This window comes from Streptococcus shenyangsis (genome assembly GCF_006385785.1).
GTDB lineage: Bacteria > Bacillota > Bacilli > Lactobacillales > Streptococcaceae > Streptococcus > Streptococcus shenyangsis.
In genome coordinates, this window is record NZ_VFSH01000001.1 from 106816 (window position 1) to 124251 (window position 17436).

Annotated in this window: 19 protein-coding genes; all 19 read right to left on the reverse strand. The window is 41.3% G+C overall.

The annotated features are described in order from the left end of the window. Positions 1-131: 131 nt before the first annotated feature. The 19 genes from FJR77_RS00540 to FJR77_RS10395 all read right to left on the reverse strand — a co-directional run bounded on the left by FJR77_RS00540 (position 132) and on the right by FJR77_RS10395 (position 17420). Positions 132-749 (reverse strand): uridine kinase family protein, encoded by a 618-nt coding sequence (locus FJR77_RS00540; protein WP_140832947.1) that lies wholly within the window; start codon positions 747-749, stop codon positions 132-134. Next, on the reverse strand, positions 746-1336 hold the full coding sequence (gene nrdG, locus FJR77_RS00545; protein WP_140832945.1) for an anaerobic ribonucleoside-triphosphate reductase activating protein: 591 nt from the start codon (positions 1334-1336) through the stop codon (positions 746-748). The genes FJR77_RS00540 and nrdG overlap by 4 nt, the downstream gene beginning before the upstream one ends. Continuing rightward, positions 1329-1835, reverse strand: a complete 507-nt coding sequence (locus FJR77_RS00550) for a GNAT family N-acetyltransferase (RefSeq protein ID WP_140832943.1) — start codon at positions 1833-1835, stop codon at positions 1329-1331. Before FJR77_RS00550 ends, nrdG begins: the two co-directional genes overlap by 8 nt. 43 nt (positions 1836-1878) lie before the next feature. Further along, on the reverse strand, positions 1879-2019 hold the full coding sequence (locus FJR77_RS00555) for a hypothetical protein (RefSeq protein ID WP_000521618.1): 141 nt from the start codon (positions 2017-2019) through the stop codon (positions 1879-1881). Between the two features lie 11 nt (positions 2020-2030). Next, positions 2031-4238, reverse strand: a complete 2208-nt coding sequence (gene nrdD / locus FJR77_RS00560; protein ID WP_181146572.1) for an anaerobic ribonucleoside-triphosphate reductase — start codon at positions 4236-4238, stop codon at positions 2031-2033. Between the two features lie 119 nt (positions 4239-4357). Next, on the reverse strand, positions 4358-5911 hold the full coding sequence (locus tag FJR77_RS00565) for a glycosyltransferase family protein (RefSeq protein WP_140832939.1): 1554 nt from the start codon (positions 5909-5911) through the stop codon (positions 4358-4360). A 254-nt stretch (positions 5912-6165) separates the two neighbouring features. After that, the gene (gene cls, locus FJR77_RS00575; protein ID WP_140832937.1) at positions 6166-7698 is read right to left on the reverse strand and encodes a cardiolipin synthase; all 1533 of its coding nucleotides are present in this window, start codon (positions 7696-7698) and stop codon (positions 6166-6168) included. A gap of 139 nt (positions 7699-7837) precedes the next feature. Further along, positions 7838-8302, reverse strand: a complete 465-nt coding sequence (locus FJR77_RS00580) for an SP_0198 family lipoprotein (RefSeq protein ID WP_061758921.1) — start codon at positions 8300-8302, stop codon at positions 7838-7840. Positions 8303-8386: 84 nt separating this feature from the next. After that, positions 8387-9637, reverse strand: coding sequence for a folylpolyglutamate synthase/dihydrofolate synthase family protein (locus FJR77_RS00585; RefSeq protein ID WP_140832935.1), 1251 nt, complete (start codon positions 9635-9637; stop codon positions 8387-8389). Between the two features lie 307 nt (positions 9638-9944). After that, complete coding sequence (locus tag FJR77_RS00590; RefSeq protein WP_000017626.1) at positions 9945-10250, reverse strand: DUF1292 domain-containing protein; 306 nt, start codon at positions 10248-10250, stop codon at positions 9945-9947. Positions 10251-10264: 14 nt separating this feature from the next. Further along, on the reverse strand, positions 10265-10684 hold the full coding sequence (gene ruvX, locus FJR77_RS00595) for a Holliday junction resolvase RuvX (protein WP_033609357.1): 420 nt from the start codon (positions 10682-10684) through the stop codon (positions 10265-10267). Between the two features lie 3 nt (positions 10685-10687). Further along, on the reverse strand, positions 10688-10954 hold the full coding sequence (locus FJR77_RS00600) for an IreB family regulatory phosphoprotein (RefSeq protein ID WP_000507059.1): 267 nt from the start codon (positions 10952-10954) through the stop codon (positions 10688-10690). Positions 10955-11040: 86 nt separating this feature from the next. Further along, positions 11041-11610 (reverse strand): SP0191 family lipoprotein, encoded by a 570-nt coding sequence (locus FJR77_RS00605; protein WP_140832933.1) that lies wholly within the window; start codon positions 11608-11610, stop codon positions 11041-11043. Positions 11611-11675: 65 nt separating this feature from the next. Beyond that, complete coding sequence (gene spx, locus FJR77_RS00610) at positions 11676-12074, reverse strand: transcriptional regulator Spx (RefSeq protein ID WP_000591165.1); 399 nt, start codon at positions 12072-12074, stop codon at positions 11676-11678. Between the two features lie 131 nt (positions 12075-12205). Then, on the reverse strand, positions 12206-13267 hold the full coding sequence (locus FJR77_RS00620; RefSeq protein WP_140832931.1) for a M24 family metallopeptidase: 1062 nt from the start codon (positions 13265-13267) through the stop codon (positions 12206-12208). Beyond that, a complete protein-coding gene (uvrA, locus tag FJR77_RS00625) occupies positions 13260-16091 on the reverse strand; it encodes an excinuclease ABC subunit UvrA (RefSeq protein WP_140832929.1) in 2832 nt (943 codons plus the stop codon). The genes FJR77_RS00620 and uvrA overlap by 8 nt, the downstream gene beginning before the upstream one ends. A gap of 338 nt (positions 16092-16429) precedes the next feature. After that, positions 16430-16834, reverse strand: a complete 405-nt coding sequence (locus FJR77_RS00630) for a type II toxin-antitoxin system HicB family antitoxin (RefSeq protein ID WP_140832927.1) — start codon at positions 16832-16834, stop codon at positions 16430-16432. Between the two features lie 47 nt (positions 16835-16881). Beyond that, positions 16882-17067, reverse strand: coding sequence for a type II toxin-antitoxin system HicA family toxin (locus FJR77_RS00635; RefSeq protein ID WP_023935892.1), 186 nt, complete (start codon positions 17065-17067; stop codon positions 16882-16884). A gap of 218 nt (positions 17068-17285) precedes the next feature. After that, complete coding sequence (locus FJR77_RS10395) at positions 17286-17420, reverse strand: hypothetical protein (protein WP_258190660.1); 135 nt, start codon at positions 17418-17420, stop codon at positions 17286-17288. Positions 17421-17436: the final 16 nt, after the last annotated feature.

Genomic DNA, 17436 nt, shown 5'->3' on the forward strand with positions numbered 1-17436 from the left:
TACAGCACCATAATAGAATAACACAAAGCCCCTGCGATTGCAAGGGATTTGTTGCTGTTTTTTCGTTTTTTTGCTATGAAACTGTTTTCCTATTTTTTCTTTCTAAAATTAGGGATTTTCTTCTATACAAGTCAAGTCCTCTTGACCTCAAATTTATCTTCTGATTGATCCACTAAAATATCCGCCTTAGACTCAGTTTCTTTATAGTATCGCAGATGCTGCTCCCGTCTCATCTGATGGCTAGCCAATATAAAGGATGCATCGCGATTTCTCACCGTCGTATCTCGAGCTAGGCGTCGCTTTAATTCGCTCTCCTCATCCGTGTAAAAACAGATGGTTTTGTCAAAGAGTTCCTTAGGTAAAAAGCCCACAGACATCCCTTCGACAATCAGAATTGATTTGGCTCCTGACAAGACCTCACTAGCCTTCCAAGGTTCTTCAATCGTTAAGACATCCATACCCGCCTGTAAGGCCAGGATATCTCTCTGTAAACTCGCCAATTCATGTGCCACTGGCAGACAAGCTGTCACCTTTTGATTCGGCGCGTCCTTGGGTACTACCAAATGGCGTCCTGAGGTGATATAAGGATCTGTTTCTAGCAAATTCACTGTAGTAGAATCTAAAGCTTGGTACAATTCCTGTGCAAAGGTTGATTTACCCGAAGCCCCATGACCGTATATTCCCAGTGTCCTGACTTTTCCTGTTTCTATTTCTAAGACAAACTGGTCTATTAAGTCTTTTCTCTTCATTCTCTCTTCACCTGTTCATAGCTTTCTTTTCCGTCATTGAGTTTGTCCCAAATCACTACTTGTCCACTTTGGAGCGATTTTTGTACATCGATGATGCGTTGATTTGACGAACCTCGAAACTGGAGCATGAGATTTCTCTTAGTTCGGTCATATCTTCCATCGACAAGAATGTCAATCAGTGACAAGAGTTCCAGTTTGTCTGAAGTTTCCAACATCATTTCTTCCCAAGTGTAGCCGGTCCATGACCAGATATCTTTGTCTGGCAATTCCTTCCGGATACGTTTCACGAGTGGCAAAAGGATTCCTGTATTAAGGAAGGGTTCTCCTCCTAATAAAGTCAAGCCTTGAACATAAGGTTGAGCGAGATCTTCCATGATCTGTTCTTCTAATTCTGCTGTATAAGGAATGCCTGCATTAAAAGACCAAGTGGCAACATTATAACATCCCTCGCAATGAAACATGCAGCCAGATACATAGAGAGAATTGCGAACTCCTTCGCCATCAACAAAGTTAAAGGCTTTGTAGTCTATGATACGGCCTTGACTGAGCTCCTCGCTTTTCCATTCTTGTGGTTTTGGACTATTCATTCGCTACCTCTATCCAATAACGCTCCACACCATTACGAACATCCTCAAGGAGCCCACCATTGGCTAGAATGACTGCTCTGCTAGCAGGATTATTCACGCTACAGGTCACAAGAGTTCTCTTGATGTTCTTTTCTTTAGCAACTTGCAAGCCCTGACGGAGAGTTTCTTTAGCATAACCTTTGCCTCTTTCTGATGGACGAATGGAGTAGCCAATGTGACCACCTTCTTCTAGTAGAAAGTTACTGAGGCGCAACCGGAGATTAAGAAATCCAATTGCTTTATCTTTCACAGAAAAAGCTACTAACTGAATTGCGGGAACCCATCCTTCAGTCAAATTAATCCCCATTTCCTGATTCTGATTACTTTCCAACCATTCCTCATAAGAAAAATTTTTTGTATCCCAGAAACCACCGTCGTGAGGCGACTGATATTTTTCAAACTCTGCCATCATCTCTAAAACTGTTTCTTTATCTGCTAATCTTGGTCTGCGTAATTCCATCCTTACCTCCCACTAAGAGAAAAGCGAGAGCTGACTCTCACTTTTATTTCTTCTTATTCTTATTTAAAAATTGTTCTCTGAGGTTGAGCAAACGTTCTTTCTTACCAGCTCCACCTTTAGAGTGTTTCTCGTGATAACGGGTCACTTGTGCGCGCCCCTTATCGTCTAATTGATATTTTCCCATTTCATTACTTTCTAATTTGTTACTTGATGGCCAGCTATTTTAATAGTTGAACCATTCATATGTTTGACACGCGCTGCGATTTCCTTGTGACGCCCATTGACCATCGGTCTCGCTTGAGGATTGCCTAAATAGCCACAAGTTCGTTTGACCACATCTACTGTTTTAGGATCGCTATTGCCACAGTTTGGACAAGCAAATCCTCTCTCAGTTGGTTCAAAATCCCCTTCAAAGTCACACTTGTAGCAACGGTCAATTGGAGTATTGGTTCCCAAATATCCCACACGATCATAAGCGTAATCCCAGACAGCTTCCAGAGCCTTAGGATTTTGCTGAAGGACTGGATACTCACAATAATGGATGAAACCACCTGACGCACCTGCTTCTGGATAGACTTTCTCAAAGTCTAATTTTTCAAACGGTGTTGGATTTTTACGAACATCGTAGTGGAAAGAGTTGGTGTAGTATTCCTTGTCTGTAATATCAGGAATAGAACCGAACTTGTCTATATCTAGTCTACAAAAACGGTCTGTCAAACTTTCGGACGGTGTTGAGTAGATAGAGAAATGGTAGCCATATTGGTCAGACCACTCTTCTACACGGCGTTTCATATCGCGAATGATATCTAGCGTGAATTTCTTAGCATCTGGATTACTTTCCCAGCTGTTACCAAAGAAAACTGTCGCTACTTCGTACAAACCGATATAGCCTAGTGAAACTGTCGCACGACGATTCTTAAAGAGCTGGTCAACACTTTCTTCTTTACCTAGACGATGGCCAAAAGCACCGTATTGATACAGGATAGGAGCATTTGCTGGTGTTGCTTCCTTGGTTCGTTCGACACGATAAACCAGAGCATCTTCCGCAATGTTCATTCGCTCATTGAAGATTTCCCAGAACTTATTCATATCACCTTCAGACTCAAGAGCAATACGAGGCAGGTTAACCGTCACAACACCCAGATTCATGCGACCTGAATTGACCTCGACACCATTTTCATCCTTCCATCCTTGGAGGAACGAACGGCAGCCCATAGGTACCTTGAAAGAGCCAGTCAACTCGACAATCTTATCGTAGGACAAGACATCCGGATACATTCGTTTGGTTGCACACTCAAGAGCCAACTGTTTGATGTCATAGTTTGGAGTTCCTTCTTCCAAATTAAGGCCTCTTTTTAGCGTAAAGATGAGTTTTGGAAAGATGGCTGTTCGATGTTCTGAACCAAGGCCCTTGATTCGGATGTTCAAGATAGCTTTTTGAATTTCCCGCTCAAAACGATTGGTTCCCAGACCAAAACCTAGTGAAGTAAAAGGTGTTTGTCCATTTGAGGTGAAGAGAGTATTGATTTCATACTCGAGAGATTGCATGGCATCATAGATGTCCTTTTGCGTTTTCTTCCAAGCGTAATCTTCCCGTTTTTCAGGCAAAACCCATTCTTCCGCATCCTTAAGGTGTTTTTGGTAATTCTTCTCTGCGTAAGGCGCCAAGACCTCATCGATACGGTCAGCTGAACAGCCCCCATACTGGCTAGAAGCAACGTTGGCGATGATTTGCGAAATCTGAGCTGTTGCAGTCTGAATAGACTTGGGACTTTCTACCTCTGCATTTCCAATCTTAAAACCATTTTCCAACATACCCTTGAAATCAATCAAACAGCAGTTGGTCATAGGGGTATAGGGACTGTAGTCCAAATCGTGATAGTGGATATCCCCTTTTTGGTGGGCATTGGCTACGTGCTTAGGAAGCATTTGCAGTCCGATTGATTTCCCAACAATCCCTGCTGTCAAATCACGCTGAGTGTTAAAGACATCACTGTCTTTATTAGCATTTTCATTGATAACTGCCTGGTCTTTGTTGAGAAGTTTGTGAATACTAAAGTTGATATCCGTCGCTTTTGAACGCTCAAAATCCCTTTGTGTCCGATAAGTAATATACTCCTCAGCTAGCGCATATTCTTTGGCTTCAAGGAGTTCATGTTCTACGATATTTTGAATTTCGTAAATCTTAACCCCCTGTGGAAAACGACTATGAATTTCTGTGACAATTCGCTCGGTCAGAGCATTGAGGCGTTTTTCGACCAAGGGTGTCACATCCATAACCTTGTCTGCCGCCTTGTGGAGAGCCTTGTCAATCTTGTCCACATCAAATACAACACGTCTCCCATCTCGTTTCTCGACGAAGAGAGTTGGCAAAATTGTAATTTTTTCTTCTAGTGCAATCATATGCATGCTCTTTTCTAAAATGTTCTTTCTAAAATGTATTATACCACTCTAAAAAGAAAAATCAATATCTTGTGTTAAAAATCCTAAAATTTTTAAAAATACACAAGATATTGATTTTGTTATTTGATTTTATAGACTTTAAACTCTGAGTAATCGGTCTTTACTTGTTGGTAATTTTCTTTTAAGAGTGTCTCTACTTCAGACCAGACTGCCACCTTGTCATTCACAAGAATCATCTTTGGTTGTTTTTCTTTCAAGTCATTGATCAAGGTAGTTTTGTTTTCTTCTGTATTCGTGTAAAGAAGAGGCGATGGGAACATGGATCCAGCCAACCGCTGGCTTTCTTTATAGATCTGAACATGAGAATCCCAGATATAGATTTGGTCCCCCTCACTCGTCTCTTGTTTGACTCTATCTACTACTTGATGTTGTTCTTCATGCGAAGCTGGATGCAAGACAAAACGAGCTACAAAAGGAACTGCAATTAGATAAACCACTACTAGAATCGGTAGGTAGATCTTTCCCTTCATAAATTTTTTCCATAAAGTTGGAACTTCCTCTCTTCTCCGACGACGTGCTATTCTTCCCGAGTGTTCCCCACGAATACTAGTTATCAAAAGAAGGAGTAAAAATGGAAGAATTAGAATCAAACGCGAACCGTGAAGAGGTTCTTGAGAAAAAAGCAACAAGGCTAGTATAAATAAGAAAACAAAGCTAGCTGGTACTGAGATGACATATAATCTAGATGCTTTAGACTGGAACAAACCGAGAAAAACAAGGAAGAGAGCTCCTAAACCAAAGGTCAACAAACCATAGAATACAACATTATCCATTAGTTTAGGATTCGCAAAGACCTGAAGGGAATCAATCGGATACAAAAGACTCCCTAGAGCTTCTCCAAAACCTCCTGAAATGATGACATAGTAGCCTAAAGGATAAAATAGGAGAGAAAAACCAAGTGCTGCCGCAAAAAATTGATAAATTCCATGTATAAAGCGTCCATGTCCAACATTAAAAACCAATAAACCTACAGTTATCGCTACAATAAATAGAAGACTAGTTAGGGGTTCTATGAAAAATGATAGAGCTAAGAAAAGCCCCAGACGTAGAAATCCCTTGTCATGGTTAGGATTTGATAGATAACGCGCTACTAAAGAAAAGCCTGCAAATAAGAATGGAAGAGCTACAATCGTAGCATAGCCTCCTCCAAAACCAAGACCAGATACCAAAAGATAAAATATGGTTAGGAGTTGCTTAGCTTGATCCCTTTGTCCTGTCAGATAGTCAGTTGCAGAAAAAAGGAAATAACCCCCTCCTAAGAGGGCTAGCCATTCTACCAAGGCAAAAAGAATGCCTCCTTGGGTAATGTAAAGTAGTAAATAATAAAGAATGCCTTGACTAGCATAATAGCTACTATAAAGCTGTCCTCCCTGATGCAATGCCCAGCCTATATACAGGTCCTGAGCCTGAGAGGGACTTACCATATCTAAAAGTAAAGGAAGTACCACAGAAAAAATCGTCGCAATCGTACTTCCAATGATAAGGCTGAAAAACGGGAAAGCTAGGCGCTCTTCTTTTTCCAGGTTCGATTCAAGGTTCCTATCCAGTCTATTTTCAATTTCATTACTCTGTATCGTTTCGGATACTTCTTCGATTCTGCCATATACAGCCATGTCGTTTCTCCTATTCAATTTATCTGTCTTAGTATATCAAAAAGACCTAGAATTGTCAGCTTGCGATGGCTGTTTGAGTGATTTTTTACATAGTTTCACAAAGGTTTCAATTTCTCGAAATCGATGTAAATGTGTCTGTTTAAATATCATGATATAATCCAATTCTTTCTGAGTTAGCATCTTTCCTCCTACATCTTCTTATTCGTAAAAGGCAAGAAAAATAGGACTGGTTTGTGTCCTAAGTCCTAGATTTCTTATAAGATTGGGGCAAATAACTGGGCAATTTCCTTAATCAATTTTTGATACCAGCTATTTTTTATAGTATGAGTAAAAATTTCTTGCGATACTGAAAAAATCTCCTCAAAATCTTTTTGAATCTCTGTGATTGATTTCGTTTTATATAACAAAACTGCATTTTCATAGTGGTGAAGTAAACTTCTGTAATCTAAGTTAATGGTTCCAACTGCAGCAAAGTCCTTATCCACTAAGATTTGTTTACTGTGGATGAAGCCTGGACTATACTCAAAAATTCTTACTCCTGCCGATAATAAATCCGAATAAGCTCCTCTTGTAATGAGTTGGATTAATTTTTTATCTGGAATGAAAGGTGTTACAATGCGGATATCAACACCCCTCATAGCTGCATTTTTAATACTCTCTGTTAAGTCATAGTCAATAATCAAATAAGGCGTTGTAATATAGACTGAATCAGTGGCCTGATTAATCAAACTTTGATAGACTTTTTTCCCTACCTGGGTACGGAAGATGGGCTTGGGTCCACTACCGTAAGGAATGCAGAGCCCTTGGCCAGAACAAGGCTGATTTTCCAAGTGATACTGGTCAAAATCGCTGATTTCCCCACGATTGATGTACCAAGTCATCAAAAAGAGACGGGTTAGAGCCTTGACACCAGGGCCATCTAAGCGAATCCCACTATCCTTCCAATAACCAAAGCGTTCTACATGATTGATGTACTCATCAGCTAAGTTAATCCCTCCTGTATAAGCTACCTGACCATCTATGACAAGGATTTTACGATGGTCCCGATTATTATAAGCTACTGTCAAACGAGGAATCACCTTATTAAACTTATGGACCTCAATTCCTCGACTACGAAGCTGAATAGTATAATCCCCAGGTAAAGTCGCCATACAACCGATATCATCATAGAGCATCTTGACCTCGACACCCTGAGCTGCCTTTTGCTCTAGTATATCTAGTATACTATTCCACATCAGACCTTCTTCAACAATATAATACTCTAAAAAGATAAACTTTTCAGCTTTCTTGAGATCTTCCAGCATATGTTGCCACATGCTTTCACCTGAAGAAAAGAATTGTGAGTCGGTTCGATCATACACATCAGCATTGCTATCCATACTCAACAAAGATTTGATAACTCCGTAAGCTGCCTTATCATCTTCCTTCAATTTCTGGCGGAGTGCTTTACTGTTATCCTCCCGAAAATGCATGGAACCAAGTCTGTCCAACTGCTTGATTTCTTTTTTGGACAATCGCCTTTCACCAAACATCAGATAGAGCAGGGGGCCAATGACAGGAACAAAAGTCACCACTAGCCACATTACTTTGCTTTCAGGCGCCATGGAGCGATTAACAATTGCGACAATAGTTGCCATACTCATAAAGATCAAGACAATAATCCATAAAATAGGGGCCATGCGCCCTAAATAAAGAAAGAGACCAAAAACAAGAGAAAGTTCAAGTAGCATAATCGAAAGACTAAAGCCATACTTGGACATCAACAATTGGAATTTCCTATATTTCATATCCCCTCCTTGATATTTTGAATGCTAAAAACAGGTAATTGATACTAGTATAACTCAGGTATTCGACAGAAGGCAAGTATTTATGATCATTTTTCTGACTAAAAGCAAAAGAGACCGAAAAATCCGGTCTCCTCCTAGTCTATTTTGATAAAACGATTTGATCCGATGGGTCTCTATCCATATCATCTACAACGATTTGATTACCGTTTACAGTGTAAATTTTAGCATCATCGCCAATAATCATGCGTTGATTTGTTGCATCAAATGTAACCTGTTTGACTTTCTGATCCCCGTCAGATTCGAGCTCAGTCCATGTACCAGTAGTTCCAGTTACCACTAAAGTGATACGGTCTCCGTCATCCTGACCAGTATAAGTTCCATCAATATTAGTTGGTTGGGCTGTAACTGTATTTTGTGAAGAACTTGTTGCTGCCTGGTTGCTATTTTGTGTTGAAGATGAAGCAGCAGGTTGCGATTGCTGAGTTTGTTGTGTTTGCTGTTGAGCTGCTGGTTGTTGAACCTGTTGAGCTCTCTGTGAACAAGCTACTAAGAGACTAAGACTTGCTAGAGAAGCAAGAGAAAGTGTGAATGTTTTTAATTTCATGATGAACTTCCTTTCTTCTACCAATTTAGAGCAATTTTCTTCTAACTGGCAGTTCCCCTAGTATAACAAGTTCAAAAAAGGAGGTCAATTTATCTGCTCATGCTCCTGTAGGTGACTCCGTACTTCTGAGATAAAATAGAGAGACCCTGTAATGAACAACAAGTCCTTGGTATCGGCTCTTTCTTCAAAACTGCTAATAAATTCTCTGTAAGAAGGAATTACATGGTAGCCGGTCACATCTGTCTCGTCCAAGGACCCTTGATAGTCAAAACCAGTCACCTTGAGTTCCACCTGAGGTAAATTTTCAGTCAGATAAGCCAACATCCCTTGATAATCCTTACGTTTCAAGGCTCCAAATAGGATTTGAGGACGATAGCCTTCCTGCTCTTTTTCTTTGATAAACTCAACCAAGCGAGTCAAGGCAGGGAGGTTATGAGCACCATCCAAGTAAATCTGTGGGCGAATACGCTCCAAACGCCCAGCCCAATGAGTCTGTTTCAAGGCCTCTCTTACAGCCTGCTCATCAACAACTTCCTTTCCCTCTCTCATAAAGAGAAGAAATGCTTGCAATGCCAAGGCTGCATTCTCCTGCTGATAGGCTCCTTCTAAACCTATTTTCAATTGTGAAAGAGTACCCAAAGAACTTGAAAAATCACCCTTTAGCATTGAAAAATTTTGACCTGCCTGATAAAGGTCAACAGCTAAAGATTCAGCTTTTTTCTGACAAACAAGCCTAGCTTCTGAAGACAACTTAGCAATCACTGCCTTTTTACCAGCCTTGAAAATACCAGCTTTCTGCTCTGCGATTGCTTTTAGACTATCGCCCAAAGTCTCCTGATGGTCAAGTCCGATGGAGGTGATGACAGCAAGCTCTCCAGTTACCACATTGGTCGTGTCAAGTAAGCCGCCAATTCCCACTTCTAATAAAACCAAATCCACCTCTTGCTCCCTAAAATAAAGAAAAGCAATCAAGGTCAGCAATTCAAAAAAAGACAACTGGTCATGGGTTTGCAGAAGCGTCTTTTCCATCTCCTTGACCTGCTCAGCTAAACGGATAAAGTCTGCATCAGCTATTGATTCCCCATTAATGCAGATTCGGTCATTGATGGAGACAATATGAGGGGAGGTAAAAGTCGCAACTTTTTTGCCATGTCCCATGAATAACTCTCTCATAAAAGCAATGGTAGAGCCTTTCCCATTAGTCCCTGTTACATGGATAATAGGATAAGACTTCTCGGGATTTCCTAACAAATCCACCGCTTGCTGCATTCGGCCTAAACCTGATCGAAAATTCAAACCAATCCGACTATGGAGCCATTCTTCTACTTCAAACATACACATCTCCTTGACAAAAGTCCAATTAATTACCTAGTAAAATTCCGTAGATAACAAAAAATGAGGTCAGGATTTTCGTCCCAACCTCTTACCTGGTTAGCTAATAACTAGCTACTATAAATTTTAACATGGGGTAAAAACATCCACAGGACATTCCAACTCTTCTAATTTCTAGGAGTTGGGCTAATACAGTCTCCCAGACTGCCTGCTCTTTCTTTTTTCTAAAAGCAGGGCTAAAAACGTCCCCCGGACTTACCAGCTCTCTTTTGTTTCAAGGAGCTGGGGTAAAAATATCCCCCGGATATTTTTACTCCTCCATAAAACTATTGAAGACTTCTTCAATCATGTTCCATTCGTCTTCTGAGTCTTCTGGGATTGGTTGCAATTCGCCTTCTGTTCCATCTTCGTTTTCGATGAATGAGTAAGCTTGGATTTCAACTTGTCCGTCTTCGTCTTCTTCTGCGTTAACTGGTACTAGAAGAACATAGTTTTTACCAAATTCTTCTTTTCCGTCAATGGTCAAAAGGATTTCAAACAAGGTTTCGTTTCCTTGCTCATCTACTAGTGTGATTAGTTCACGTTCTTCGTGTTCGTGGTTATGATCGTGTGACATAGCCTCTCCTTATATTAAAATTTTCTATCTAAATAATTTTGTAAAATCAGCTGAGCTGCTAACTTATCAATGACTTTCTTGCGCTTATTTCGACTGATATCTGCTTGTTCAATCAACATGCGCTCTGCAGCAACTGTTGTCAAGCGTTCATCTTGATAGTCTACTGGTAAACCAAAAAGCTCTTCTAGCTTTGCTCCGTATGCTTGACTAGCTTCCACGCGCGGTCCGCTTGTATTATTCATGTTTTTAGGTAAGCCCACTACAAATCGTTCCACCTTGTAAGCATCAACCAACTCCTTAACGCGGTCAAAACCAAATTGGCCTTGCTCCTCATTGATTTGGATGATTTCAAGTCCTTGGGCTGTAAAACCGAGTGGATCGCTAATAGCCACCCCTACCGTTTTTGAACCGACGTCCAATCCCATAATTCTCATAGGTTATAGATCGACTCCTTGTCCTTTAAGGTAGTAGCGGACCAATTCCTCAACGATTTCATCACGCTCATATTTACGGATTTGATTTCGTGCATTATTATAACGAGGAACGTAGGCAGGGTCTCCACTCAATACGTAACCAACGATTTGGTTAATTGGGTTGTAGCCCTTATCGTTCAACGAAGCATAGACATCAGTCAAAGTTTCGCTAATTTCTTTTTTATTGGAATCGTCCAATTTAAAACGTACTGTCTCTTCAGTAAATCCCATTCTAACACCCTCTTTCCTTAGAATAGTACCATTATAGCATAATTCCTTACCTTCTACAATTCAGGCAGTCTATTTATTTGGATTTTCTACTGTTCTGTCGCGCCATTTGCCAATCTGTCTGAAATATATTTGCTTGGTTCATTCTTCAAGAGATTTTCCAAACCAATATTCTTCAGATACTCAGTCTGAGAAGCCTTCTTGACATCCAGAACTTGAAAATCATAACTGGTCGTTGTTTGAAGTTCTGTTGCACTTAATAATTTGGTTTCAAGCTTAAAGCCTGCCAATTTACGAGCTTCTATGATGGATTCATCTTTCTCTTCCGCCTCGAGAAGAGCTTTTTGAGTTTCTTCCACTCCATGTTGGTCAATATAAGTCTTCAATTCATCAGAGACTGGACGCTTTTGTTGAATCGTTAAGCTCAAAAAAGTCTTATCCTTGTATGTAATGGTTTGTGTTTGCTGGCTACCATCACCTGACTTGGGCAAGACCAAAGTCTTGGTTACAACTGTATTCTTCTCGGCATTTTCAATAACTGGCAATGCTGACTGAAGCGTATCCTTTTCTGTTTTTGTAGCTGTTGCAGTTTCTTTTTTCTGCCCACAACCAGCCAGGACAAAAAGGAAAGCTAGACTAACAAGAACAATTTTTTTCATTTCTCTCTTCTTTCTTTTTCAGATTAAAACAGAACAAGACTGAGAATTGCTCCCAGCCTTGATGTTTATAGAGCTGCACGCAAACGTGCTTCTGCATTTTCTACATTACGGACAGAGCGTGGTAGGAAGGCACGAATATCGTCTTCCTTATAGCCAACTTGTAGGCGTTTTTCATCCACAAGGATTGGGCTCTTTAAAATTCTCGGCGTTTCCATAATCAGATTGAGGACTTCGTTGACACTCAAATCTTCAATATCCACTCCAAGGGCTTTGGCATAGCGATTTTTAGATGAAACGATGCTGGCTATTCCATTATCTGTTTTGGTTAGAATATCCAGTAATTCTTCTCTCGTAATTCCTTCTTTACCAAGGTTTTGTTCTTTATAACTTAACTGGTGGGCATTGAGCCAGGTTTTTGCTTTTTTACAGCTAGTACAACTTGAGACTGTATAAATTTTAATCATGTACCTACCCCTTTCGCTACATGTTACTATCAGTTTAGTCTATTATACCATAAAAAACATCCGACTTGCGACCTATTTTTAAATTTTTTTGACTTTTTTCGTCATTTTCGTACTTTTTTCTTGACAAATAACTAAATGACTATCAACTCTTTTGGAGCAAGGGTCAATAATTCACAACCTGTCTCTGTAATCAAGATATCATCCTCGATACGAACGCCATATTTGCCTTCGATATAGATACCTGGTTCATCGGTCAAGGCCATACCTGCCTTAATAGTTTCTGTAGAAGTCTGGCTAAAATAGGGTTCCTCATGTATATCCAGTCCAATACCGTGTCCGATACCGTGGGTAAAGTAGTCTCCATAACCTGCCTCAATGATAATATCACGAGGGATTTTGTCAAAGTCACGGAAGCCTAAGCCTGCCTTGGCCTGATCAATCAAGGCTTGGTTAGCTTTGAGAACCGTATTGTAAATCTCTGCCTGCTCGTCGCTGACATGCCCCAGATAGATAGTTCGTGTCATATCGCTGACATAGTGGTCATAGAGGCAGCCGAAATCCATGGTAATAGCTTCTCCCAGCTCCACTGGTTTATGCATGGGATGAGCATGAGGTTTGGAAGAGTTGATGCCACTTGCTAAAATAGTATCAAATGATAGGCCTGAAGCTCCCAACTCACGCATACGGAAGTCAAGGAAGTTGGCAATCTCAATTTCAGTCTTTCCTGGCTTAATGAAGTCAAGCGCATCGCGGAAAGCTTGGTCTGAGATAGAACAAGCCTTGCGAATAGCTGCAATCTCCGCTTCATCCTTAATCATTCGGAGACCTTCGACAAACTGAGTTTGTGGAAGCAAGTCAATTCCTTCAAAGGCTGCCTGCATACGGTGATAATAAGAGACTGAAATCTCATCCTCAAAACCGATTTGAGACAAGCCCATGTCCTTAACAATGCCTGCAATGACAGCCAATTCATCACGGTCAGCCACAATCTCAAAGCCACTGGTTTCTTGCTTAGCTGCAATGATATAGCGAGAGTCTGTCACCAAGACCTGACGATCACGGCTGATAAAGACTGTTCCGTTTGAGCCCCAAAAACCAGTCAGGTAATAGACGTTTTTAAGGTTATTGATGACGATACCATCTAGTTCTTTTTCTTGCATTTTAGCTATAAATGCTTGTACACGTTTATTCATGATGTAACTTTCCTTTCAAATAGTGTCCTGTGTAGCTGGCTTCATTGGCCGCTACTTCTTCTGGAGTTCCTGTTGCGATGATGGTTCCACCACCGACACCGCCCTCAGGACCCAAGTCAATAATATGGTCTGCCGTCTTAATAACATCTAGATTGTGCTCGATAACAAGGACTGTATTGCCATCGTCTACAAAGCGAGCTAAGACTGTAAGCAAGCGAGCAATGTCCTCAGTATGAAGCCCTGTTGTCGGCTCATCCAGAATGTAGAAAGATTTTCCTGTCGAGCGTTTGTGGAGTTCACTAGCCAGCTTCATACGCTGAGCTTCTCCCCCAGAAAGGGTGGTAGCTGGTTGCCCTAACGTTACATATCCCAGTCCCACATCCTTGATGGTCTGAAGTTTACGTTGAATCTTAGGAATGTGTTGGAAGAATTCCACCGCATCATTGACAGTCATATCCAAGACCTGCGAGATATTTTTTTCCTTGTAGTGGACTTCTAGGGTTTCACTGTTGTAGCGGGTTCCGTGGCAGACTTCACAAGCCACATAAACATCTGGCAAGAAGTGCATCTCAATCTTGATAATCCCGTCACCTGAGCAGGCTTCACAGCGACCACCCTTGACGTTGAAACTGAAACGCCCCTTCTTGTAACCTCGAATCTTGGCTTCATTAGTCTGAGCAAAGAGGTCACGTATATCGTCAAAGACTCCCGTATAGGTAGCAGGGTTAGACCTTGGCGTTCGTCCGATAGGGCTCTGGTCAATATCAATCAAGCGGTCTACATGCTCAATCCCTGTAATCGTTTTAAATTTACCAGGTTTATCTGAATTACGGTTGAGCTTCTGGGCAATAGCTTTTTTGAGGATACTGTTGATCAAGGTCGACTTGCCTGAGCCCGACACCCCTGTCACCGCAATGAATTTTCCGAGAGGAAAGCGAGCAGTGATATTTTGTAGGTTGTTTTCACACGCTCCTGTCACTTCGATAAAACGACCATTTCCGACACGGCGCTCTGTTGGCACTGGAATAGCACGCTTACCTGACAAGTACTGACCTGTGATAGATTTACTGTTACGAGCTACCTGTTTAGGCGTACCTGCCGCAACAATTTCCCCACCAAAAACACCGGCACCGGGACCAACGTCAATCAGATAATCCGCCTCACGCATGGTATCTTCGTCATGTTCCACTACTATGAGAGTATTACCCAAATCACGCATCTTTTTCAGACTGGCAATTAGACGATCATTGTCCCTCTGATGAAGACCGATTGACGGCTCATCCAGGATATAAAGGACACCTGATAGGTTGGAACCAATCTGGGTTGCCAAGCGAATACGCTGACTTTCCCCACCTGAAAGGGTTCCTGCCGAACGTGACAGAGTCAGATAATTAAGGCCCACGTTATTAAGGAAGGTCAAACGATCCTTGATTTCCTTGAGAATAGGCCGAGCGATAATGGCTTCATTTTCAGATAAGGTCAGCTGGCTCACCAACTCCAAGTGATCTGCGATAGACAGGTCTGAAATTTCTCCGATATGTGGACCTTGCTGGCCACCCACACGGACAGACAAGGCCTGGTCATTGAGACGATAGCCGTGACAGGTTCCGCAAGTCAGCTCATTCATGTAGAGGCGCATCTGGGTGCGAGTGTAATCGCTGTTTGTCTCGTGATAGCGACGCTTGATATTATTGACAACTCCCTCAAACGGAATGTCAATATCACGCACGCCACCAAATTCATTCTCATAGTGGAAATGGAATTCCTTACCATCAGATCCATAGAGAATCAAGTTCTTATTCTCTTCTGACAAGTCCTCAAAAGGCGTGTCCATATCCACTCCAAAAGCTGTCATAGCCTGCTCTAGCATGTTTGGATAGTAGTTGGATGAGATAGGATTCCAAGGAGCCAAGGCTCCCTCACGTAAGGTTTTGCTGGCATCTGGTACTACCAAATCAGTATCCACCTCCAGCTTAATACCCAAGCCGTCACACTCACTACAAGAACCAAAAGGAGCATTGAAGGAGAAGAGACGAGGTTCTAGTTCTGGAACCGTAAAGCCACATACTGGACAAGCATAGTGTTCTGAGAAGAGCAACTCAGAGTCATCCATGGTATCGATAATAACATATCCTTCAGCAATACGAAGAGCTGCTTCAATCGAATCAAAGAGACGACTACGAATGCCCTCCTTGATAACAATACGGTCAACAACAACATCGATATTGTGTTGCTTGCTCTTAGACAACTCTGGCACTTCGGTCACATCATAGACTTCCCCATCCACACGGACACGGACATACCCATCTTTCTGAACCTTCTCGATAACACTCTTATGTTGGCCTTTTTTCTTGCGGATGACAGGAGCTAAGATTTGCAAGCGCTGGCGTTCAGGCAAATCTAAAACCTTATCCACGATTTGCTCTACAGAAGAAGCCTTGATAGCCCCGTGTCCGTTGATACAGTAAGGCGTACCCACACGTGCGTAGAGGAGACGCAGATAGTCATTGATTTCAGTCGTTGTTCCCACCGTCGAGCGAGGGTTTTTACTAGTCGTTTTCTGGTCGATGGAAATAGCTGGGCTGAGACCATCAATAGCATCTACATCTGGTTTTTCCATATTTCCCAAGAATTGACGAGCGTAGGCTGACAAACTCTCTACATAGCGACGTTGTCCCTCAGCATAGAGAGTATCAAAGGCCAGACTGGATTTCCCTGAACCTGACAAGCCTGTCACAACAACTAGCTTGTCTCGTGGAATCTCCACATCAATATTTTTTAAATTATGGGCACGCGCCCCATGAATGACAATTTTATCTTGCATCTTTGTTCTTTCTAGTCCATTATTGCTTACCATTATACCAAAAAAAGTGAGATTCTATTACCCAAAAGGCCGATTTTGTAGTATAATAAAAAACTTCTTATTTTATGTTTCCTTAGGGCTTCCTAACCCTTATATCACGCGCTTTTGAACAAAAAACACTAATATTACTTTTTACTACTTGCTCCCCCAAAGTACGCAAAAAGGGGAGCAAAAAAGCCCCACAAAAGGGCTAAGATTTGACGAGTTCAGCAGGCAAGAAACTAGCACGGTCAAACGTGCTTTTTTTATTGCTGGTTGCTGATAGGTATATTATACCATGAAGCGCGTGGGTTATGATGTTATACCTGCAATTCTTCCCTGATTGCTTTTTGTAGCAGCTGACTGAAATTGATTTTATTTTCTTTACCAACTTCAACCAACCAACTAGGGAGGGTTACAGTTTTATTGACAACCTTAGAACGTTCGCGCTCTCTAACCAGTTCCGTATCTACTGAGATAGCTTGCAGAATATCCTCATCACTGCCAAGTTCACTAGCCAAAGCCTTAAAACTTGAAGGTTCTGGAAACTCTTTGCCTTCATCTTCAAACATGATTGTATAAATTTCTAGTACCTCACGGGCGTTATAAATTGCCTCGTTTAAGGTGTCAGCCTCGCTAACTGCTCCTTGAAAATCAGGGAGCGTGATTGTATAACCGCCGTTTTCTTTATCCACTTCAAACAATGCCAAGTAAGTGTATTTCATAATCTGATAATAACCAATGACCGCCCCAATATAGGGGAGGGAGTTTTTTACTCCCCTTCCAGTACTTTCAAAATCTTGCCAAGTGTTCCAGGTCTATAGTCGTTTTCTTTTGGTTTAGGTATCGTTACCGTTCTTCCGTCTGGATGTTTCCAGACTTCATGCGAACCCTTACCAAAAGCTGTTTTGATAAAACCTTTTTTCTTAGCAAGTTTTTTTAGTTCTCTTTCGGTCATCGGCTTCTCCTTTCCGTATCTTTAATTATATTATACACTTGTTTGAAACACTTGTCAATGTATAACACGTATTTTTTACACTTGTTTTCACAATATCATAAAAGCCCCTAGTTTGCTCTCTAAGGGCTTGTAGTTTGTCCGTGGTGTTTTAGTCGTCTAGCACAAAACAAAGCAAAAGAGGGGGCGAATATGAAGCCTACGCCTACATTTGCCAACATTTACGCTTCTAATTCTTGTAGTAAGGTTAAATCTAAATCATCAAGGTCAACATCTATTTCAAAATCCATGTTTAAATCTATCTCCATATCCTCTAATTGGATACTCTCCAAATCAATCAAAAAATCTTCAATCATGTCATTCCCCCTCACT